The organism is Pseudomonas putida, from assembly GCF_002741075.1.
GTDB lineage: Bacteria > Pseudomonadota > Gammaproteobacteria > Pseudomonadales > Pseudomonadaceae > Aquipseudomonas > Aquipseudomonas putida_T.
The window spans coordinates 5,237,287-5,258,860 of the sequence record NZ_CP016634.1; the positions used below are offsets into that span (position 1 = coordinate 5,237,287).

The 21,574-nt window shown below is 62.9% G+C and carries 21 protein-coding genes; 7 read left to right on the plus strand and 14 right to left on the minus strand.

Features of this window, described 5'->3' with window-relative positions:
• The first annotated feature begins 39 nt into the window (after positions 1 to 39).
• From hemJ to IEC33019_RS24555, 5 genes are all read left to right on the plus strand, one after another.
• On the plus strand, positions 40 to 465 hold the full coding sequence (gene hemJ / locus IEC33019_RS24535; protein ID WP_070090629.1) for a protoporphyrinogen oxidase HemJ: 426 nt from the start codon (positions 40 to 42) through the stop codon (positions 463 to 465).
• 122 nt (positions 466 to 587) lie between these two features.
• Positions 588 to 1,370: an SDR family NAD(P)-dependent oxidoreductase gene (locus tag IEC33019_RS24540; protein WP_070090630.1), complete on the plus strand. Its 783-nt coding sequence runs from the start codon at positions 588 to 590 to the stop codon at positions 1,368 to 1,370.
• A 64-nt stretch (positions 1,371 to 1,434) separates the two neighbouring features.
• Positions 1,435 to 1,773, plus strand: coding sequence for a histidine triad nucleotide-binding protein (locus IEC33019_RS24545; RefSeq protein ID WP_070090631.1), 339 nt, complete (start codon positions 1,435 to 1,437; stop codon positions 1,771 to 1,773).
• 65 nt (positions 1,774 to 1,838) lie between these two features.
• Positions 1,839 to 2,486, plus strand: a complete 648-nt coding sequence (gene coq7 / locus IEC33019_RS24550) for a 2-polyprenyl-3-methyl-6-methoxy-1,4-benzoquinone monooxygenase (RefSeq protein WP_070090632.1) — start codon at positions 1,839 to 1,841, stop codon at positions 2,484 to 2,486.
• Positions 2,487 to 2,497: 11 nt separating this feature from the next.
• Positions 2,498 to 3,538: a DUF2157 domain-containing protein gene (locus IEC33019_RS24555; RefSeq protein ID WP_099593976.1), complete on the plus strand. Its 1,041-nt coding sequence runs from the start codon at positions 2,498 to 2,500 to the stop codon at positions 3,536 to 3,538.
• A 91-nt stretch (positions 3,539 to 3,629) separates the two neighbouring features.
• On the opposite strand, the gene IEC33019_RS24560 is transcribed toward IEC33019_RS24555, so the two are convergent.
• Positions 3,630 to 4,052, minus strand: a complete 423-nt coding sequence (locus IEC33019_RS24560; RefSeq protein WP_028689009.1) for an OsmC family protein — start codon at positions 4,050 to 4,052, stop codon at positions 3,630 to 3,632.
• A 191-nt stretch (positions 4,053 to 4,243) separates the two neighbouring features.
• Between IEC33019_RS24560 and crp the strand changes: the two genes are divergently transcribed.
• Positions 4,244 to 4,888, plus strand: coding sequence for a cAMP-activated global transcriptional regulator CRP (crp, locus tag IEC33019_RS24565; RefSeq protein WP_070090634.1), 645 nt, complete (start codon positions 4,244 to 4,246; stop codon positions 4,886 to 4,888).
• Here the strand turns inward: crp and IEC33019_RS24570 are convergent.
• From IEC33019_RS24570 to IEC33019_RS24585, 4 genes are all read right to left on the minus strand, one after another.
• Positions 4,885 to 5,589 (minus strand): lipoate--protein ligase family protein, encoded by a 705-nt coding sequence (locus IEC33019_RS24570; protein ID WP_070090635.1) that lies wholly within the window; start codon positions 5,587 to 5,589, stop codon positions 4,885 to 4,887. The genes crp and IEC33019_RS24570 overlap by 4 nt on opposite strands.
• A 105-nt stretch (positions 5,590 to 5,694) precedes the next feature.
• The gene (gene trpC / locus IEC33019_RS24575) at positions 5,695 to 6,531 is read right to left on the minus strand and encodes an indole-3-glycerol phosphate synthase TrpC (protein ID WP_070090636.1); all 837 of its coding nucleotides are present in this window, start codon (positions 6,529 to 6,531) and stop codon (positions 5,695 to 5,697) included.
• Complete coding sequence (gene trpD, locus IEC33019_RS24580; protein WP_070090637.1) at positions 6,528 to 7,577, minus strand: anthranilate phosphoribosyltransferase; 1,050 nt, start codon at positions 7,575 to 7,577, stop codon at positions 6,528 to 6,530. The genes trpC and trpD overlap by 4 nt, the downstream gene beginning before the upstream one ends.
• Positions 7,578 to 7,586: 9 nt before the next feature.
• The gene (locus tag IEC33019_RS24585; RefSeq protein ID WP_070090638.1) at positions 7,587 to 8,180 is read right to left on the minus strand and encodes an aminodeoxychorismate/anthranilate synthase component II; all 594 of its coding nucleotides are present in this window, start codon (positions 8,178 to 8,180) and stop codon (positions 7,587 to 7,589) included.
• A gap of 373 nt (positions 8,181 to 8,553) precedes the next feature.
• On the opposite strand from IEC33019_RS24585, the gene estP reads away from it, so the two are divergent.
• Positions 8,554 to 10,419 carry an esterase EstP gene (estP, locus tag IEC33019_RS24590; protein ID WP_070090639.1) on the plus strand — a complete coding sequence of 622 codons (1,866 nt, stop codon included), beginning with the start codon at positions 8,554 to 8,556 and terminating at the stop codon, positions 10,417 to 10,419.
• A 178-nt stretch (positions 10,420 to 10,597) separates the two neighbouring features.
• Here the strand turns inward: estP and trpE are convergent, their stop codons facing one another.
• From trpE to IEC33019_RS24635, 9 genes are all read right to left on the minus strand, one after another.
• Entirely contained in the window at positions 10,598 to 12,079 is a 1,482-nt protein-coding gene (gene trpE, locus IEC33019_RS24595) for an anthranilate synthase component I (RefSeq protein ID WP_099593978.1), read from the minus strand.
• A 70-nt stretch (positions 12,080 to 12,149) separates the two neighbouring features.
• The gene (locus IEC33019_RS24600; protein WP_070090641.1) at positions 12,150 to 12,968 is read right to left on the minus strand and encodes a phosphoglycolate phosphatase; all 819 of its coding nucleotides are present in this window, start codon (positions 12,966 to 12,968) and stop codon (positions 12,150 to 12,152) included.
• Positions 12,965 to 13,639: a ribulose-phosphate 3-epimerase gene (gene rpe, locus IEC33019_RS24605; protein WP_070090744.1), complete on the minus strand. Its 675-nt coding sequence runs from the start codon at positions 13,637 to 13,639 to the stop codon at positions 12,965 to 12,967. Before rpe ends, IEC33019_RS24600 begins: the two co-directional genes overlap by 4 nt.
• Positions 13,640 to 13,827: 188 nt before the next feature.
• Positions 13,828 to 14,655, minus strand: a complete 828-nt coding sequence (locus tag IEC33019_RS24610) for an ABC transporter permease (RefSeq protein ID WP_070090642.1) — start codon at positions 14,653 to 14,655, stop codon at positions 13,828 to 13,830.
• 11 nt (positions 14,656 to 14,666) lie between these two features.
• Positions 14,667 to 15,914 (minus strand): ABC transporter permease, encoded by a 1,248-nt coding sequence (locus IEC33019_RS24615; RefSeq protein ID WP_070090643.1) that lies wholly within the window; start codon positions 15,912 to 15,914, stop codon positions 14,667 to 14,669.
• Between the two features lie 66 nt (positions 15,915 to 15,980).
• Positions 15,981 to 17,015 (minus strand): ABC transporter substrate-binding protein, encoded by a 1,035-nt coding sequence (locus IEC33019_RS24620; protein ID WP_070090644.1) that lies wholly within the window; start codon positions 17,013 to 17,015, stop codon positions 15,981 to 15,983.
• A gap of 40 nt (positions 17,016 to 17,055) precedes the next feature.
• Positions 17,056 to 18,180, minus strand: a complete 1,125-nt coding sequence (locus IEC33019_RS24625) for an ABC transporter ATP-binding protein (protein WP_070090645.1) — start codon at positions 18,178 to 18,180, stop codon at positions 17,056 to 17,058.
• Positions 18,181 to 18,483: 303 nt separating this feature from the next.
• Positions 18,484 to 19,113, minus strand: a complete 630-nt coding sequence (locus IEC33019_RS24630) for a response regulator (RefSeq protein ID WP_099593980.1) — start codon at positions 19,111 to 19,113, stop codon at positions 18,484 to 18,486.
• 12 nt (positions 19,114 to 19,125) lie between these two features.
• Positions 19,126 to 21,513 carry a PAS domain-containing sensor histidine kinase gene (locus IEC33019_RS24635; RefSeq protein ID WP_070090647.1) on the minus strand — a complete coding sequence of 796 codons (2,388 nt, stop codon included), beginning with the start codon at positions 21,511 to 21,513 and terminating at the stop codon, positions 19,126 to 19,128.
• Positions 21,514 to 21,574: the final 61 nt, after the last annotated feature.

The following is a 21,574-nucleotide window of genomic DNA, read 5'->3' on the forward strand; positions in this document are numbered from 1 at the left end:
CTACTATCTGACGACCGTGAATCCTGAAGGAACTCCTCCATGCTTTATCTATGGATCAAGGCCCTGCATATCGTCAGCGTGGTCTGCTGGTTCGCCGGGCTGTTCTACCTCCCGCGCTTGTTCGTCTACCACGCCCAAAGCCAGGACAGCCTCAGCCAGGACCGCTTCGTCACCATGGAGCGCAAGCTGTACCGAGGCATCATGAACCCGGCAATGATCGCCACCTACGTCTTCGGCGCCTGGATGCTCTACCTCACTCCCGGCTGGCTGAGCCAGGGCTGGCTACATGCCAAGCTCACCCTGGTGGCTCTGCTGACTGTCTACCACCACATGTGCGGCGCCCAGCGTAAGCGCTTCGCCGCTGGCACCAATACGCGCGGGCATGTGTTCTACCGCTGGTTCAATGAAGTGCCCGTGCTGTTCCTGTTGGGCATCGTGATTTTGGTGGTGGTCAAGCCGTTCTGAGCCCGAGGGAACGCACGCTGGCAGGCGCCTCTCAGGCGCCAGGTCAAGCGGGTAGCAAAAGGCAACACCTTCCGCAGGCACGCTGTACACTAGGCGCCCGTTTTCGGCCCCAGGAGCCTTGCATGACCCGTTACGCCATGATCACCGGTGCTTCCAGCGGCCTAGGGCTTGCCCTGGCGGAAGCCCTGGCACGGCGCGGGCGCAACCTGATCCTCGTAGCCCGCCACCGCGAGACCCTGGAGCCGGTCGCCATCGAGCTGACCCAGCGCTTTGGCGTCGAAGTGCTGTTCCGGGCCTGTGACCTGAGCCAACCCCTGCGCCTGTCTGGCTTCGTGCTGGAGCTCGAAGAAGGCGAGCGACACATCGACCTGCTCGTCAACTGCGCTGGCCAGCGGACCTACGGGCCGTTCCTTGCCCATGAATGGGCCGACGAACAGGATCTGCTTGAAGTCAACGTCCTTGCCCTGAGCCGCCTGTGTCATGCCATTGGCAACCTGATGGCGTTGCACGGCGGCGGGCAGATCCTCAACATTGCAGCCCTGGCCAGTGCCGCGCCCGGCCCATGGATGGCCACCTATGCGGCCAGCAAGGCTTATGTGGTGAGCTTTTCCGAGGCGCTTCGCGAAGAACTCAAGCGCGCCGGGATCAAAGTCTCCGTCCTATGCCCCGGACCGATACGCTCCTCGCGTCGACGTATTCCTCGCCTGGACAACAGCTCACGCTGCCTGAGCCCAGAGGAAGTGGCGCTCTATACCGTGCGGGCGCTGGACAAGAATCGCGCACTGATCATGCCCGGGCGGCGCAATCGCTGGCTGGCGCTTCTCCCCCGCCTCATGCCGCGTTGGCTCACACGCAAGCTGGCAGGCATCATCCATCGACGCTACTGCCCGATCGGCGTCGAATAGCCACTGGGCGAGCGTCGTCGCGCTGGGTACACTCGGCCCGGACACTCACCATGGAGTACGAGCTGTGGAGACTCTCTTCACCAAGATCATCAACCGGGAGATCCCGGCGAAGATCATCTACGAGGACGACCAGGTTCTGGCCTTCCACGATATCGCCCCGCAGGCACCCGTGCATTTTTTGGTCATCCCGAAAAAGCACATCCGCACCCTCAACGACCTGACCGAAGAAGATAAAGGCCTGGCCGGTCATATCCTGTTCACAGCCCAGCGTCTGGCCAAGGAGCTCGGCTGCGAGGATGGCTTCCGCGTGGTCATGAACTGCAATGAGCAGGGCGGCCAGACGGTCTATCACATCCACATGCACGTGCTCGGCCAGCGTCAGATGCACTGGCCGCCGGGCTGATCCAGGGCAACCGCCCCCTTCCCGATTGCGGTAAACTGTCGGGCACACTCTAGCGGAGGTGCCCGATGGCTACCGAACGTCACTACTCGCCGCTCGACCGCTTGTTGCTGCAGGCCGATACCGCCATGCGCACCTTGCTGCCCTTCAGCGGCCAACCTGCCCGGCCATCCCCGGCCATCGTCCAACCCGATGCCGAACTGGATGAAAGCCAAACGCGCCATATCGCCGGCCTCATGCGTATCAACCATACCGGCGAGGTTTGCGCACAGGCGCTCTACCAGGGCCAGGCCCTGACCGCCAAGCTGCCGCAAGTGCGCAAGGCCATGGAGCATGCCGCCGAGGAAGAAGTCGACCACCTGGCCTGGTGCGAACAACGCATCCGCCAGCTGGGCAGTCACCCGAGCGTGCTCAATCCACTGTTCTACGGCATGTCCTTTGGCATCGGCGCACTTGCCGGGCTGGTCAGCGACAAGGTCAGTCTGGGCTTCGTCGCGGCGACCGAGCACCAGGTGTGCAAACACCTGGACGAGCACCTTGAGCAACTGCCCCAGGAAGACGAAAAATCCCGGGCTATCCTCGAACAAATGCGTGTCGATGAAGAACAGCACGCGGAGTCCGCGCTCGAAGCCGGCGGCTACCGCTTCCCGGCCCCTGTACGCTTCGGCATGAGCCTGATGGCCAAGGTGATGACCAAGAGCACCTACCGGATCTGAAGGGCACGAATATGACGGAACGTTTCGACGCCAAGGATCTGGCTCGCGCCGTGGGCGCCGGCATTCTCCAACCGGGACAGGACCAGGCCCTACTGGCCTTCCTGCGCCAGCAACCGCAAACCCGCAGCACTTTCCAGCTTGCCCATGTGGCGTTCTACTTCGGCGCATTGCTGATCATGGGCGCCATGGGCTGGCTGCTCACAGAAGCCTGGATGAGCATCGGCGATTCGGCGCTGCTGGCCGTCACCTCGCTCTACATCATCCTGCTGACACTGATCTCCCTGAAGCTGCAACGCCGGGAGCAGCCCATCGCCGCCGGCGTGCTGGCAGCGGTCGCGGTGAGCATCGTGCCCTTGGCTGTGTTCGCCATCGAGCGCCTTGTTGGCTGGTGGCCTCTGGACGACATCCAGAGTGACTATCACCAGTACTACACCTATGTGCAGGGCGGCTGGGTACTAATGGAGACTGCCACGGTGGTGGCAGGGCTGCTGATGCTGCGGCTGATCCCCTTCCCCTTCATCGTGATGCCGATGGCCGTGGCCCTGTGGTTCATGTCCATGGATCTGAGTGAATGGGTTTTCGGCTCGCCGTTTAGCTGGGAACAACGCCGCACGGTCTCGCTGTGGTTCGGCCTGGCGCTACTGGCAGTGTTTATCGTGATCGATGGGCGAACCCGTCGGGACTATGCAGGCTGGGGCTATCTGGCGGGACTGGCGGCATTCTGGGGTGGCTTGACGCTGATGGACAGCGGCAGCGAGCTGGGCAAGGCGCTGTACTGCGTGATCAACCTTTGCCTGATGGGCTTGGCGGTGCTGTTGCGCCGTCCGGTGTTCATGGTCTTTGGTTCCATGGGCGTGGCTGCCTATCTGGGCTACCTCTCCTACGACGTGTTCGCCGACTCGCTGCTCTTCCCGCTGGTACTGACCTTGATCGGCCTGGGCGTGATCGGGCTGGGCTTGCTGTATCAAAAAAAGCGCGAGCAGCTGAGCCAGTCGCTGCGGGCACGCCTGCCAGAATGGTTGCAGCACGCGTTGCCTGCGCTTCGTAACTGAACGAGTCCCGGGCTGTGGCACGGCCCATCGGGGGCTATGCCAGCCCGCAGAGTCGACGCCGTGGGCCGCAGAGCAGCCCCCGAGCGGCCACTCAACCCAGCTCGACGATCTCGTAGCCGTGGGTGATTTCCACACCGGCACGATCAAGCATGATCGAGGCCGAGCAGTATTTTTCCGCCGACAGCTCTACCGCGCGCTTGACCTGTGCCTCCTTCAGCCCGCGGCCCTTGACCACGAAGTTCAGGTGGATCTTGGTGAACACCTTGGGGTCTTCGCTGGCGCGCTCGGCCTCCAGGAAGGCTTCACAGCTCTCCACGGCCTGGCGGGACTTCTTGAGGATGCTCACCACATCGAAGCTGCTGCAGCCGCCCAGGCCGAGCAGCAGCATTTCCATGGGGCGCACGCCCAGGTTCCGACCACCTGCCTCGGGCGGGCCATCCATGACCACGACATGGCCGCTCCCCGACTCGCCGAGGAACATCGCTTCACCGGCCCACTGGATGCGTGCCTTCATGTATCTGGACTCCAAGATGCTTGAGAAAAGGTCGTCAGCTTAGTCCTTGTGGCGCTCTCGGAAAAGCGCAACACGCGCGGCTTTATTACCATTGCAAGCGGCCGTGTCTGATAAGCTGACGCCAAATGACTGGCGCTCGACGCCTGCGTCCTATAAAAACTGCATTGCCTCGCCTCGAACAGGACTTCGTGATGGTTGCCTCCGCCCTACCCGCCAAGATCAAGAACATCGACAAGCTGCTAGCCCACTGTCAGCGCCGCCGCTATATCGCCAAGAGCAACATCATTTGCGCCGGGGACCGGGCGGAAACGTTGTCCTTCATCATCAACGGCTCGGTGACCATCTTGATCGAGGATGACGATGGCCATGAAATGATCATCGCCTACCTCAATAGCGGGGACTTCTTCGGTGAACTGGGTCTGTTCGAGTCCGCAGGGCAAGAACAGCAGCGCAGCGCCTGGGTCCGAGCCAAGACCGAGTGCGAAGTGGCTGAAATCAGCTACGACAAGTTCCGTGAACTGGCACGCCAGGACCCGGACATTCTTTACGCCCTGGGCAGCCAGATGGCCCAACGCCTGCGCAACACCACGCGCAAGGTGGGTGATCTGGCTTTCTTCGATGTCACGGGTCGCGTTGCCCGCTGCCTGCTCGATCTGTGCAAGCAGCCCGACGCCATGACCCACCCGGACGGCATGCAGATCAAGATCACCCGTCAGGAGATCGGGCGGATCGTCGGCTGCTCACGGGAGATGGTCGGGCGCGTGCTCAAGGACCTAGAGGAACGCAGCCTGGTCCAGGTCAAGGGCAAGACCATGGTGGTCCACGGCACCCGCTAGTCGCGAGGGATCGCCGCGATTGTCTCGTTGTAGGCCTGGCTCAGGCGCTCGAACCATGGCGCCTCGGGCACCACTTCATGCAGGGCGATGTGGCTGTCTGCTCGGCAACGCTGCTCCAGATCACAGCATTCATTGAAGCGGTTGACCGCCGCGACCATCGACTCTCGCTCGTTGTCCAGCAGCAACGCGCCATGCACCAGCACGACGGCACGCTTGCCACCCAAACCCTGGCGCCAGCGCTGGGCAGTGCCGACCAGCTTGCGGCCATTGAGATTGACGTTGTATCGACCGTCACAGAAAGCGCCGTCGATCTCGCCCACCGAAGCCACGCCACCCCAATCGCGCAGTACATCACACAGCGGCAGACATAGACGCTCATAGGCATTCTCGATGCGCCCATGATCCCCTTCGCTGCGCGGGGCGACGTAGACCAACGCCACGTTCACCGTGGAATGCGACTGCGGCACTGGCTCACCGCCTGTCTCGCGCAGCAACACAGGCCAGCCGGCAATGGCCAACTCGGCGCAAGCCGTCTCGAAATGCTCAAGACGACTCATGCGTCGCGGCATCACCAAGGCATGATCAGTGGGGCGCCAGAACAGCACGCCGGCATCACGCTCGCCGCGGCACACTTCGGCCAGCAGCTCCTGCTCAGCATGCAGGCCTTGTTCGACGGTCAGCGCCAGGGGTTGGTCGGTCATTGATCCACCTAAAGATGTCGTTTGCATAGGCCCTTTCGCGAGTGAGCCTACGAAAAGGCCAGAACAGGCATACAAAAAAGCCGGCAAACGCCGGCTTCGAATCGATCAGTCCAATTCCTGAACCACGGTTTTCACCGCACGCTCGGGGAAGAACAGTCGTTGCAGCTCCAGGCCCGGCTGCTCAGCGCGCATGAACGCCTCACCGACCAGGAACGAGTAGACCTCGTTGATTTCCATCAGCTCCACGTCGGCGCGGTTGAGGATGCCGCTCTCGGTGATGGCGAGACGATCCCGTGGAATGCACGGCAATAGGTCCAGCGTGGTCTCCAGGCTCACCTCGAAGGTGTGCAGGTTGCGGTTGTTGACACCGACCAGCGGAGTATCAAGGGTGTTCAACGCACGCTCCAGCTCATCGCCATCATGCACTTCCACCAGGACATCGAGCCCGACAGACTTGGCGGTGGCCGCCAGCTCAGCCATGCGTACGTCGTCCAAAGCGGCAACGATCAGCAAGACGCAATCGGCACCCAAGGCACGGGCCTCGACCACTTGGTAAGGATCGATGAGGAAGTCCTTGCGGATCACCGGCAGCTTGCACGCCGCGCGGGCCTGCTGCAGGTAAGCATCGCCGCCCTGAAAATAATCCACGTCGGTCAGTACCGACAGGCAGGTGGCCCCGCCCTTTTCGTAGCTGACGGCGATGTCGGCCGGTACGAAGTGCTCACGGATCACACCCTTACTGGGCGAGGCCTTCTTGATCTCGGCGATCACCGCCGGCTGCTTGCGCTTGGCCTGTTCGAGCAAGGCCTTGGCAAAGCCTCGCGGAGCGTCGACCGCCTTGGCCATGCGCTCCAACTCGGCCAGGCTGACCCGGGCGCTGCGCTCGGCCACTTCCTCGACCTTGCGGGCGAGGATCTTCTCCAGCACCGTCGGTACGCTCATGCTTCGTTCTCCTGCTTGAATACCGCGGTAAAGGCACCCAGCTCCTGGAGCTTCTCCCAGGCAAGGCCGGTGTGCAGCACGTCATGAGCAAGTTCCACACCGCTCTTGAGGCTCATGGCATGGTCGGCGGCATAGAGCGCCGCGCCAGCGTTGAGCACAATCATTTCGGCGGCCTTCTGGCCATTCTCGGTCTTGCGCCGGCCAAGGGCATCGCGGATCAGCTCCAGCGAAGCCTGCGGACCTTCGACAGCCAAGCCATGCAGGCTCTGGCTCTTCATGCCGAGGTCTTCGGGCTCGACCCAATACTCGGTGATCTGGTCATTCTTCAGCTCTGCCACGAAGGTCGGTGCAGCGAGGCTGAATTCGTCCAGCCCGTCCTTGGAATGCACCACTAGCACATGCTTGCTGCCCAGGCGCTGCAACACCTCGGCCAGCGGACGGCACAGGGCCTGGGTGAACACCCCGACCACCTGATGTTTCACACCGGCCGGATTCGTAAGCGGGCCCAGCATGTTGAACAGGGTACGCAGCCCCAGATCACGGCGCGGACCGGCAGCATGCTTCATGGCACTGTGGTGGGTCTGGGCGAACATGAAGCCGATCCCCAGGCTGTCGATGCAGCGGGCGACCTGAACCGGCGTCAGGTTCAAGTAGATGCCGGCGGCCTCCAACAGGTCGGCGCTGCCACTCTTTCCGGATACCGCGCGGTTGCCATGCTTGGCCACCGGGCAGCCCGCCGCCGCCAGGACAAAGGCCGATGCGGTGGAGACGTTGAAAATGTTGGCGCCATCACCGCCGGTGCCGACGATGTCGACCACGCCGTCGAGGGTCTGCAGCTCTACCTTGTTGCACAGCTCACGCATCACCGACACGGCACCGACGATCTCGTCGATGCTCTCGCTCTTCATGCGCATGCCCATCAAAAAGGCACCGATCTGCGCCTCGCTGCATTGGCCCGTCATGATCTGGCGCATGACAGCACGCATTTCTTCGGTGGTCAGGTCCAGGTGGCCGACGATACGGCTCAACGCACTCTTGATATCCATGCTCGCTCCTTAGCGGTGGCCGCCGGTCTGCTTGAGGAAGTTGGCGAACAGTTCGTGGCCCTGCTCAGTGAGGATCGACTCAGGGTGGAACTGCACCCCTTCGATGTTCAGCGTCTTGTGGCGCAGGCCCATGATCTCGTCGACCGAGCCGTCGGCATGGGCCGTCCAGGCGGTGACTTCCAGGCATTCGGGCAGGGTTTCGCGCTTGACCACCAGCGAATGGTAGCGAGTCACGGTGAGTGGATTGTTCAGACCGGTGAAAACACCCAGGTCACGATGATGAACCGGGCTGGTCTTGCCGTGCATCACTTGGCGAGCACGGACCACGTCGCCGCCAAAGGCCTGGCCGATGGACTGGTGCCCCAGGCAGACGCCGAGGATCGGCAGCTTGCCGGCGAAATGCAGGATAGCCTCGATGGAAACCCCTGCCTCGCTCGGCGTGCAAGGACCAGGGGAAACGACGATCCGCTCAGGGTTGAGGGCTTCGATCTGGGCGATGGTCATTTCATCATTGCGAATGACCTTGACCTCGGCGCCCAGCTCGCCCAGGTACTGGACGACGTTGTAGGTAAAGGAGTCGTAATTGTCGATCATCAGTAACATCGGGCTGAACCTCTTGAATCTACTGACTTTGAATTCGAACCTTCCAATGTCGGTCGCAAGCGCGGGCTGTCCGCAGCGGGCGGTGGGTGAAGCGACTGGAAGGCAAACGGGGCGGGCCGGACAGGCCGGCGGGAGATAAAGTCAGGCGCGCCAACGCCAACGGGCGTGGGCCTTGATAACGCGCATCAAGAGTTTGCTGACGATCAACACAGGATAGGTCTCGCTCATACGTCACGGCACAGTAGCCTACCGGGGCGACGGGTGCAATATGCCCGTAAATACGGAGAAACGAATCCACTTGGATCGAATTCCCTCAGTTTTGTTAAGGTCAATCAGGTTGTTCCAACAAAAATAAAGAAAAGGACCTTCTGCGATGCGCAAACCACGCTTTCTTCGTCCTCTGATGGGGCTTCTGGCCCTTTCCTGCAGCCAGGCCATGGCAGCGCCCTCGCCTTACTCCTCGCTCATCGTGTTCGGCGACAGCCTCAGCGATGCCGGGCAGTTCGGCCTGCGCTTCACCAACCGCAATGCCGATGGCAGCTATGCGCCGGTCACGCCAATGATCCTGGGCAACCGGCTGGGTGTTCCATCCGATGAACTCAACCCCTCCACCTCCATCGGCACCCGGCCCGATGGCAACAACTGGGCCGTCGGCGGCTATACCACACAACAAATACTCGACTCGATCACCGAGACCTCACGGACCGTCATCCCTCCGGGACGCCCTGGGGCGGGTACGGTGCTGCGCGAGCGTGACGGCTACCTGGCCAATGGTTTGCGCGCCGATCCAAACGCGTTGTACTACTTGACCGGAGGCGGCAACGACTTTCTCCAAGGCCTGGTCAACACACCAACCGACGCCGCAGCCGCTGGCGCACGCCTGGCAGCGAGCGCCCAAGCCCTGCAACAAGGCGGGGCGCGCTACATCATGGTCTGGCTGTTGCCGGACCTGGGGCAGACGCCCAACTACAGTGGCACGCCATTGCAAGGCCCGCTGTCGCAACTGTCCGGGGTGTTCAATCAGTCGTTACTCAGCCAACTCGGCCGGATCGACGCGCAGATCATCCCCCTCAACATTCCAGGCCTGCTCCAGGAAGCCTTGGCGAACCCTACCGACTTCGGGCTGGCCGCCGGGCAAAATCTGGTGGGCACTTGCTACAGCGGCGAAGGCTGCGTGGGGAACCCGGTGTACGGGGCCAACGGCACCACACCGGATCCCACCAAGTTGCTGTTCAACGATTCGGTGCACCCCACCATCGCCGGACAGAAGCTAATCGCCGACTACGGCTATTCGATCCTTGCCGCGCCATGGGAGCTGACTCTGCTGCCGGAAATGGCCCACGGCAACCTGAGGGCCCATCAGGATGAGCTACGCAACCAATGGCAGACGCCGTGGCAGGCCGTCGGTCAATGGCAACCCTTTGTCGCCACTGGCGCTCAAGACCTGGACTTCGATGAGCAGCGCGGCGCCGCCAGTGCAGACGGACGCGGTTACAACCTGACCCTGGGTGGGAGCTACCGACTCGACGACGCATGGCGTATCGGCTTGGCGGCAGGCGTGAACCGACAGAAGCTCGAAGCAGGCGAATACGACTCGGACTACAAGCTCGACAGCTACCTCGCCACGGTTTTTGCCCAGTATCGCCAGCACCGCTGGTGGGCCGACGCGGCATTGACCGCAGGGCATCTGGACTATCACGACCTCAAGCGTACATTTGCGCTCGGCGTGGGTGAGCGCAGCGAGAAAGGCGACACCGATGGCGAGGCCTGGGCGGTTACCGGCCGGCTGGGCTATGACCTGGCGGTCGCGCAGAGTGCCTGGCAACTGTCCCCCTTCGTCAGCGCCGACTACGCCCGAGTCAAAGTCGATGGTTACGAGGAAAAGAGCGGGCGCTCCACCGCCCTGGCCTACAATGACCAAGACCGAACTTCACGGCGCCTAGGCGTTGGCCTGCAGGGTGGCTATCAGCTCGCAGCGGGTACCCGGCTGTTTGCCGAAGTCGCTCGAGAGCACGAGTTCGAAGACGATCGCCAAGACCTGACCCTGAACCTCGCCAGCCTGCCGGCCCATGACTTCACACTCACGGGCTTTACGCCAGACAGCAACCTGACCCGCGCCAGCCTGGGGTTGACCCATGAGCTGGTACCCGGGGTGCACCTGCGGGGCAACTACAACTGGCGCAAGAGCGATGCGGTGACCCAGCAAGGCGTCGGCTTGGCACTGAGCATGGACTTTTGAATGGAAGGAACAGTCTGCGGACCATCGCATCGCCTGTTTCGCAGGTAAACCCGCTCCTACAGGACCTGCGGTGTCATCAAGGGGACAGGAGAACCCGCGAACCGGCCTGCGCGAGGGGCTGACGGCACGCCAAAGAAAAACGGCGCCATTGCGGCGCCGTTCGATCAATCATCGTTCATCAGGCTTGTGGTGTCTGCTCCGCCAAGGCCACAGCGCGGAACATGGCCCGGCGCTTGTTGATGGTTTCTTCCCACTCCAGCGCTGGCACCGAGTCAGCGACGATGCCACCGCCCGCCTGCACATGCAGCTCGCCGTCCTTGATCACTGCAGTACGGATGGCGATAGCGGTGTCCATGTTGCCATTCCAGGCCAGGTAGCCCACGGCCCCGCCGTAGACGCCGCGCTTGACCGGTTCCAGCTCGTCGATGATCTCCATGGCACGGATCTTCGGCGCCCCCGACAGGGTGCCGGCCGGGAGGATCGCGCGCAGGGCGTCCATCGCTGTCAGGCCCTCACGCAACTGGCCAGTGACGTTGGAGACGATGTGCATGACGTTGGAATAGCGCTCGATGACCATCTTCTCGGTCAGACGCACACTGCCGGTGGACGATACCCGGCCCACATCGTTGCGCCCCAGGTCGATGAGCATCAAGTGTTCGGCGATTTCCTTGTCGTCGGACAGCAGGTCGTCTTCCAGTGCCCGGTCGGCTTCCTCGGTAGCGCCGCGTGGTCGGGTGCCGGCGATCGGCCGCACGGTGACCAGATTGTCCTCGACACGTACCAGTACTTCCGGCGAACTGCCCACCACATGGAAGTCACCGAAGTTGAAGAAGTACATGTAAGGCGTCGGGTTGAAGCAGCGCAGCGCCCGGTACAGGTCGATAGGGGCGGCCTTGAAGTCGATGGACATACGCTGGGACGGCACCACCTGCATGCAGTCGCCGGCCAGGATGTATTCCTTGATACGTCCGACCGCGTTCTCGTAGTCCTCGCGGGTATAGCTGGAGCGGAACGCAGGCTCGGCAGCGAGCGGACCGCTCAGATCCAGGCCGCGGCGCGGGGTGATCGGCTCGCGCAACTTGGCCAGCAGGCCCTGCAGTCGCGCCTGGCCTTGCTCATAGGCCTGCTCCTGGGAGGGGTCCACCAGCACGATCGCGTGCATCTTGCCGGCCAGGTTGTCGAACACCACCACCGCGTCGGAAACCATCAGCAGGATGTCCGGCACGCCCAGCGGGTCAGGATTCGGACAAGCGCCCAGGCGCTTTTCCACATACCGCACGCAGTCATAGCCAAAGTAGCCGACCAAGCCGCCGTTGAAGCGCGGCAGGCCCTGGATATCAGCGACCTTGTAGCGATCCTTGAACGCCTCGACGAAGGCCAGCGGGTCTTGCACGTCATGGCTTTCCACCTGCACACCATCCTGCAGGATGCTGGCGTGGTAGCCATGCACGCGCAGCACGGTGCGCGACGGTAGGCCGATCATCGAGTATCGGCCCCACTTCTCACCGCCCTGCACAGACTCGAGCAGGTAGGAGTTGGGTTGGTCGGCCAGTTTCAGATAGATCGACAGCGGCGTGTCGAAGTCGGCCAGGGTTTCACAGGCCAGGGGAATGCGGTTGTAGCCGGCAGCGGCCAGGCGCAGGAATTCTTCGCGGGTCATGGGTAGCCTCGTGGCAAGCAGCAATGGGGTCGGGCAAGCGGACGGGCCGGCAGGCGCCGGCGGGCAGAAGTCAGGCGCGCCAGCGCCAGCGGGCCAGGGCCTTGATGACTTTCATCCAGAATTTGCCGGTAACCGCCACGGTGGACTCTCTGTCTTGTGAGGCTTGAAGGTCCGCCAACGTTATCCCAGTGGCCGGGACTAAGCAACCTGGCAGCAGGGCGCGCAGATCGTCGATGACCAGGCTGGGGGACTCCTCATCGATCGGCCGGCCATGGTTGTAGCCATAGGTCAGGCCTACACACTTGACGCCTGCCGCCTTGGCCGCCAGCACATCGCTGCGCGAGTCACCGACAAACAACGCCTGTTCGGGGCGCACACCGGCCATCTTCATGACGAACAACAGCGCTGCCGGGTCGGGCTTTTTCTGAGGCAGCGTGTCGCCGCCGATGATCCAGCGGAAGTAGCGCCCGATCTTCATCTGATCGAGCAATGGCCCGACGAAGCGTTCGGGCTTGTTGGTGATCAGTGCCATTTCCACGCCGCGCTTGCGCAGCCAGCGCAGGGTATCGCGCACGCCGGGGTAGATCACCGTCAGGTCATGGCTTTGGCCGTAGGCCTCCATGAACAGGGCCAGGCCCTGCTCGGCCAAGGCGTCGTCAACGGCATCGTGGTCCAGGCCGCCGGCCAGGGCGCGGCGGACCAGGACCTGGGCGCCGTTGCCGACCCAGTGGCGTACTGCCTCCAGGCCTGCGGGCGGACGCCCCATCTGGAGCAGCATGCGATCCACGGCGGCGGCAAGGTCGGGGACAGAATCGATCAGAGTGCCATCCAGATCGAACATCACCAGCCTCGGCAGCGCCCCCGGGAACAGCTGCTCGAAGCCACTCATGGGCGGGCCTGAGCCAGTTCGGCGCGCATTTTGGCGATGACTTCCTGGTAGTCCGGCGCATTGAAGATCGCCGAGCCGGCCACGAAGGTATCGGCACCGGCGGCGGCGATTTCGCGGATGTTGTTGACGTTGACACCACCGTCGATCTCCAGGCGGATATCACGGCCGCTGGCGTCGATCAGCGCGCGGGCTTCGCGCAGTTTGTCGAGGGTGCCCGGAATGAACTTCTGGCCACCGAAGCCTGGGTTGACGCTCATCAAGAGCACCATGTCGATCTTGTCCATCACATACTTGAGCGCATCCAGGCTGGTGGCCGGGTTGAACACCAGGCCCGCCTTGCAGCCACCGTCGCGGATCAACTGCAGGGAGCGGTCGATGTGCAGGGACGCTTCAGGGTGGAAGGTGATGTAGGTGGCGCCCGCTTCGATGAAGTCACCGATGATGCGGTCGACCGGGCTGACCATCAGGTGCACATCGATCGGCGCGGTCACACCGTATTTGCGCAGTGCGCTGCAAACCATCGGACCGATGGTCAGGTTGGGCACGTAGTGGTTGTCCATCACATCGAAGTGAACGATGTCGGCCCCGGCGGCCAGCACCTTGTCGACGTCCTCGCCCAGACGGGCGAAATCGGCGGAGAGGATGGAGGGGGCAATAGCATAGGGCTGCATGGCGCACCTGTTGGCAGAAATCACGGTGGCGCGCATTGTAACTCAGGCAAGCGAATGAAGGCTGATTGGTATCAATCGCTGTCGATCTGATTTTGCGACTGCTCGATGCCCCATCGCGGCAACAAGGCCGCCCCTACAGAAGATCGCAAACCTGTGTAGGAGCGGCCTTGCGCCGCGAAGGGAGGGCCTCACGCCGGCTGCTGGGTCCGCAGTTTCTCGCTTCGCCCGCGCAGCCATTCCAAAGTCAGTAGCAGCACCACCGAGAAGGCGATCAGCAAGGTCGCAGCGGCGGCGATGGTCGGGCTGAGGTTCTCACGGATGCCGCTGAACATCTGCCGTGGCAGTGTCGCTTGCTCGGGGCCGGCCAGGAACAGCGTCACCACTACCTCGTCAAAGGACGTCGCGAAGGCGAACAACGCCCCGGAGATCACCCCAGGGGCGATCAGGGGCAGCGTCACCCGACGGAAGGTCGTCAATGGTGAAGCGCCGAGGCTGGCTGCCGCGCGCACCAGGTTCTGGTTGAAGCCCTGCAACGTCGCCGACACGGTGATGATGACGAACGGCACACCCAGCACCGCATGCACCAGGATCAACGAAATGAAGCTGTTACCCATGCCCAGCGGCGCGAAGAACAGGTAGCTGGCCACACCGATGATCACCACCGGCACCACCATGGGCGAAATCACCAGCGCCATGACCAGCGACTTGCCCGGGAAGTCCCCGCGGGTCAGGCCGATAGCAGCCAGGGTGCCGAACACCATGGCCAGCACGGTGGCCGCCGGGGCGACGATGATGCTGTTCTTGAGCGAACGCATCCATTCGGCCGAGGCGAAGAAATCCTGATACCAATGCAATGAGAAGCCTTGCAGCGGATACACCAGGAAGCTGCCACTGTTGAACGACAGCGGCACGATCACCAGCACTGGCAACACCAAAAACAGCAGGATCAGACCGCAGAGAATACGCAGGCTGTAGAACCAGACCCGCTCCACGGGAGACATGTAAGGGCTCAGCATGACAGGGCTCCTCAGCTCAGGCGCAGGCGGCTGGCGCCGACCAGCCAGCTATAGATCAGGTACAGCACCACAGTGGCCAGCAGCAACAGCCCACCCAGGGCAGTGGCCATGCCCCAGTTGATACTGGTGTTGGTGTAGAAGGCCACGAAGTAACTGACCATCTGGTCGTTCGGGCTGCCCAGCAGCGCCGGGGTGATGTAGTAGCCGATGGAAATGATGAACACCAACAGGCAACCGGCCCCCACGCCCGCGTAGGTCTGCGGGAAGTACACACGCCAGAAGCTGGCGAACGGATGGCAGCCCAAGGAGATTGCCGCACGCATGTAGCTGGGCGAGATGCCCTTCATCACGCTGTACAGCGGCAAGATCATGAACGGCAGCAGGATGTGCACCATGGCGATGTACACGCCAGTACGGTTGAACACCAGCTCCAACGGCTCATCGATGATGCCAATGGCCATCAACGCGCTATTGATCAGGCCACCGGACTGCAACAGCACGATCCACGCCGCCACGCGGACCAGGATCGAGGTCCAGAACGGCAGCAGCACCAGGATCATCAGCAGGTTGCTCTGCCGGGTCGGCAGGTTGGCCAGCAGGTAGGCCAGCGGGTAGGCCAGCAGCAGGCAGATCGCGGTGATGACCACGCCCATCCACAGGGTGCGGGTGAAGATGTCCAGATAGATGGCCTGGTCCGGGGTGGCCTTGGCCAGCTCGCCCAGGTCGTCGATGCGGTGGTCCAGCGCCGCCAGCAGGTAGAACGGTGTCACCGCGCTGGTGTTGCGGCGGATCGCCTGCCAGTACGCAGGATCGCCCCAGCGCTCGTCGAGCGTCTGCAGGGCATCTTTATAAGAAGTGGGCTCGGCCTTGAACGGCAACGCCCGTGCGGTCTTGGCCAACAGGCTGCGGTAGCCGGCCAGCTCCATGTTCAGGCGTTTGGAGAGATCGCCCAGGGTCTGTTTCTTGCGCGACTCGGCCAAATCCTGGCTGAGCACCTTGTACACGTCCTCGCCCGGCAGGCCCTTGCCATCCCACTGCGCGATGGCCTCGACGGTGCGCGGCAGGCCGTTGACCACCTCGGGGTTGCCGACGCTTTTGTACAGCAGTGCCGCGATCGGCACCAGAAACACCAGCAACAGGAACAGCGCCAGCGGCGCGATCAACGCCTGCGCCTTCCAACGGTTGACCCGCTCGGCATGTTTGAGGCGCTGTTTGAGGCTTTTACCTGCGCCTTCGTTCAGGGGCACTGCAATGGCCATGGCGAACTCCGAAAATCTGGGGAACGATGAGCGCCGCCGTGCAGGCCGGCGCTCCGTCAACGCGGCTTACTTCTTCGCCGCCCAGGCGTTGAAGCGTTGCTCCAGCTGCTCGCTGTTGTCGGCCCAGAAGGCCACGTCGATCTGCACCTGGTTGGCGATGTTCTCAGGCGTGGTCGGCATGTCCTTCTTCACCGTATCCGACAGCAGGCTGACGGCCTTGGCGTTGGCCGGGCCGTAGGCAATGTTCTCGGAGTAGGTCTTCTGCTGCTCGGGCTGAACGCTGAAGGCGATGAACTTCTTCGCCAGATCCGTATCTTTCGCGCCTTTTGGAATGGCCCAGGCGTCGAAGTCATAGATGCCGCCGTTCCAGACGACCTTGAGGTTGCTTTCTTTTTGCACTGCAGCGATCCGACCGTTGTAGGCCGAGCTCATGACCACGTCGCCGGAAGCCAGGTACTGCGGCGGCTGGGCGCCCGCTTCCCACCACTGGATGCTAGGTTTGATCTGGTCGAGTTTCTTGAAGGCGCGGTCCTGGCCTTCTTTGGTGCCCAGCACCTTGTACACGTCTTTGGGCGCCACGCCGTCGGCCATCAGGGCGAATTCCAGGGTGTACTTGGCGCCCTTGCGCAGGCCCCGCTTGCCCGGGAATTTCTGGGTATCCCAGAAGTCAGCCCAGCTGGTGGGCGCGGTCTTGAGCTTGTCGGCGTTGTAGGCCAGTACCGTGGACCATACGAAGAAGCCCACACCGCACGGCTGGATGGCGCCTGGCACGTAGTCGGCCTCGTTGCCGAACAGGGCCGGGTCCAGTTCCTCGAACATGCCTTCGTCGCAACCGCGGGCCAGTTCCGGCGATTCCACTTCCACCAGGTTCCAGGAGACGCTGTTGGTGTCGACCATGGCTTTGACCTTGGCCATCTCGCCGTTGTACTCACCGGCGACGATCTTGCCCTTGCCTGCCTTCTCCCATGGCTCGTAGAACGCCTTGACCTGGGCAGCCTTGTTGGCGCCGCCGAAGGAAACCACGGTCAAGTCCGCGGCCAGGGCTTGGCCGGCGGCGAACAAGCCGAGGGCCAGGGCGGTCAGTTTCAACTGCTTGTGCATTATTGTTCTCTCCACAGTTAAGGGTTGGTGAAGCAAACCATCAATGGGCTTCGGCAATCGGATCGAGCGCGCGGGCGTGCTCCACCTCCCAGCCAAGCGGTACCACATCCCCCACGGCCAGGGCCGGGTCGAGTTCGGCGATGGGCTGCTTCACGAAGAAGTCGCCTTTGCCGCAGACTTCCAGGCGAACCCGCACGTGGTCGCCCAGGTAGATGAACTCGGCCACGCGGCCGGAGAAGCGATTCACGCAGCGCTCGCTGTGGCCATTGAGGTACACGCGCTCCGGGCGGATCGACAGCGTCACCGGATCACCCGCCTCGCCAACGTTCACCGCCAAGGCCTCCACCCGCTCTCCACGGGCCAATTGGACCTGGCAGCGTTCGCCATTGCGCGACAGCAAGGTGCCGTTGAGGCGATTGTTCTCGCCGATGAAGTTGGCCACGAAGGTATTGCGCGGCTCTTCGTAGAGGGTGCGCGGCGGTGCGATCTGCTGGATCTCGCCCTGGTGGAATACCGCCACCCGGTCAGACATGGTCAGCGCCTCGCCCTGGTCGTGAGTCACGTAGACCACGGTCACACCCAGACGCTGGTGGATGTGCTTGATCTCCATCTGCATGTGTTCACGCAGCTGTTTGTCCAGCGCGCCGAGCGGTTCGTCCATCAACACCAACTGCGGCTCGAACACCAAGGCGCGAGCCAGGGCCACGCGCTGTTGCTGGCCACCGGACAACTGGCCCGGGTAGCGCTTGGCGAAGGCGTCGAGCTGGACCATCGTCAGCACCCGTTTGACGCGCTCGCTGATGTCGGTCTTGCTGAGGTTGCGCACGGTCAGGGGGAAGGCCAGGTTCTCTTCCACGGTCATGTGCGGGAACAGCGCGTAGTTCTGGAACACCATGCCGATGTCGCGCTTGTGCGGCGGCACGTTGTTGATCGAGCGCCCGGCCAGCTGGATTTCACCCGCGGTGGGGGTCTCGAAGCCGGCCAGCATCATCAGGCTGGTGGTCTTGCCCGAGCCGGACGGACCGAGCAAGGTCAGGAACTCGCCCTTGCGGATGTCCAGATTGAGGTCTTTGACGATCAGCGATTCGCCGTCGTAGCTTTTCTGCACACCGCGGAAGCTGACCAGGATCTCGCCGGTGGCAGCGTTCGAATTCGCCTCGCTCATGCCTGCACCTTCTTGTTGGAATGACTGCGTAGGCAAAGACTAGAGAAGGCGCAAGCCCCGGAAAATCGGGGGTGCTGAGAGAATGCCATCATCCGGATGGAAGATTTGTTGTAGGGCGATCCCTACAACAATGGCGGGATTGGGATAGCCCGCTAGCGATGCACCGCCGCCTATGGGAGCAGCTTTACCCGCGAAGAGGCCAGCGCAGACAAAGCGGATCACAGGCCCGGTCCTTTCGCGGGCCTACCTGCGTCCACAGATTCGGGGCTGTGCCGAAGGTCGCAACTGTCGCAACCAGAACAGTCACACCAGCTTGTGCTCCATGGCGTACTTCACCAGCTCCGCCAGGGAATTGACCTTGAGCTTCTGCATCAAGCGCGCCTTGTGGGTGCTGATGGTCTTGCTCGAAAGCGCCAGTTGCTGTGCGATGTCGTTGACATTGGCCCCTTGGGCCAGACGCTCGAACACCGAGAACTCCCGCTCCGAGAGCAGCGTATGCAAGGGCCGAGTCTCGGTCAGGCCGACCTCGAAGACCATACGGTCAGCCAGCGCCGGGTCGATGTAGCGCCCACCACTGGCCACACGCCGGATGGCCGTGAGCAACAGGGCAGGGTCGCTGTCCTTGGTGGCATAGCCTGCGGCGCCGGCCTTGAGGGCTCGGGCGGCCATCTGCGCCTCGTCATGCATCGACAGCATCAGGATCGACGGCGGGTTGTGCTGTGCCCGAATCCGAGGGATCGCCTCCAAGCCGTTCACACCAGGCATGGAGATATCCAGCAGCACCACCTCACAGGGCGTGTGACGCAGGGTTTCGAGCAACTGTTCGCCGTTACCGGCTTCGCCCACCACCTGCATGTCCTTGGCCAGGCCGATGAGCTGTTTGATGCCCTCGCGGACAATCGTGTGGTCTTCGGCCACTAGCACGCGTATCACGGTCGTTCTCCCCTACCCCAACGGAATGGTCACACTCAGGCTACAACCTTCACCTGGCTCGCTGTCCAGTGTCATACCGCCCCCCAGCATCAGTACCCGCTCGCGCACACCCACCAGGCCGAAGGACGTAGGCCGGGCTTGATCGCAGCTGAACCCCACGCCATCGTCGATGACCGTCATGCGCAGACAGCCCTCACCGCACGCCAGCTCGATCTGCACGGTATGCGCCTGGGCATGACGCATCACATTGGTCAGCGCCTCCTGCAGGATCCGGAACAAACCAGTGGCCTTGGCGTCACTCAATGCTGGCAGATTATCCGGTACCTGTACCAGGCAAGGGATCTGCGTACGCGCCTCGAAGCGCCGGGCCTGCCATTCGATGGCCGAGGCGATGCCCGCATCGAGAATGGGCGGGCGCAAGGCGGTGGCCACGTCACGCACCAGCTGGAACAACTGCGTGATCAGGCGTTTCATGCTATCCAGGCGTTCGTTCAATCCGGGGTCGAGTTCGGCGTAGGCCAGCTCGCACATGGACACCTCGAGCTTGAGCACCGTGAGCATCTGCCCCAGTTCATCATGGACTTCCCGGGCGATCCGCGCTTTTTCTTCTTCGCGCACGCTCTCCAGGTGCGCCGAGAGTTCGCGCAATTGCTCTTGGGAGCGCGCCAGCTCCAACTCGACGCGCTTGCTCTGGGTGATGTCCCAGACAATACCGTCCCACACCACCCGGCCATCGGCCAGGCGCCGGGTACTGGCCTTGATGTCGGCCCAGCGCTGCTCGCCCTGACGGGTGAGGATCCGCCCCTGCCAGGACCAGTCCTGATCGGTGGCCAGTGCCAGGTCCTGGACCCGGTGGTAATCCGCGCGGTCCTCGGGGTGGACCAAGTTGCGCAGGCCCATGTCCGGGTGCTGGATCTGCGCCGGTGCGTAGCCGACCAGCGCTTCGCTGCCCTCGCTGATGTACGGGAACTCCAGGTCCCCCTCGGCCGGGTCGCGCTCCAGGCGAAACACCAGTCCGGGCACATTGCCAGCGATGCCCTTGAGCCGCGCGTCACTTTCGCGCATGGCCGCCAGGGCGCGTCGGCGCTCTGTGATGTCGGTGATGAACATCACCAGGTACTCGGCATCGCGGAAACGTAAAAAGCTCAGCGACAGTTCCACCGGCAACAGGCTGCCATCACTGCGCAGGCATTGGGTTTCGAACGGCTCGACCCCACCGTCGCCAGTGCGCACGCGCTTCCACAACTGCAACCAGCGGTCCATGTGCAGGTTGGGCTCGACGTCGATCAGCGGCCGGTCCAGCAACTCGCCCTCGCGCCTGCCGAGCATGCGCTCGGCGGCGTGGTTGGCGTAGCGCACATGGCTGTCCCAGTTGACCCAGAGGATGCCGACCGTGCTCTGGTCGATGGAGAACTGACTCAGTCGCAGCGCCTCTTCGCGCGTCTGGCGTTCGGCCAGGGTCTCCCGAGTCGCCAGCAGGTTGCGCTCAAGCTGGCGTTGCTGACGCCGTTGCCACAGCACGGTGGCAACGGCGCAGATCAACAACAGGCCAAACAACAGGGCAAGGTTCTGCCAGAAGCCCGCGCTTTCACTCAGCCGGGGATACTTAGGTTGCAGCCAGCGTTGGTGCAGTTGCTCCAGGTCCCTGGCGGGAATGGCCTGCAGGCCGCGCTCCAGGACGTCGGCGAGCACCGGCCAGTCGCGCCGCGAGCCAACCCGAAGCAACTGCGGCAGGCCAATGTCGCCGACCACAGCCAGATCACCGAACTCGCTCTCCCGGGACAGCCCGCTCAGGCGTGCCTCGTCCATGACCGCGAAACTGGCTTGGCCACCCTGCACCAGTTGCAGGGCCTGGCGCTCGTTGGGCACCCCTTGCAGGTTCAGGTTGACGTAGTTGGCCCGCAGGTAATCGGCCAAGGCACTGGGCATGCGCACCGCCACCCGATCATTGGCGCCCAGTTTTTCCAGCTCGACCGCCATCGCCCCGGTGCGCGAGCCCACCACCAATTGCGGCACCCGCATATAGGGATCGCTGAATGACCACAGCCGCAGGCTGGCCGGGGTCTGGGTCAGGCCGGGGGCGAAATCGATCTCACCGGCTTGAAGGGCATGTTCAAGCGCCGTTTGATCGGGGAAATTGCGCCACGTCAGGTCCAGCCTGAGCAACCGCGCCAGTGCGTTCACGATCTCGACATTGGCACCATAGAACTGCTGCAGCCGACGATCGAACTGGGCATAGGGGGCCTGCAACACCAGGCCGACCCGCAGGTTGCTGTGATCAGCCAGCCATTGCTGCTGGGCTGGCTCCAGCACAACCGAAGGCTCAGGCTCGGGCCTTGCCAAGGCGATCAAGGGCAGCAGCAACCAGCCGATAACCAACAGGCAACGCATTCGCTTCATCTATACGCTCGTCTGGGCAAGGACGGCCGACACGCGTGGCCGTCACGGACAAATACTATTA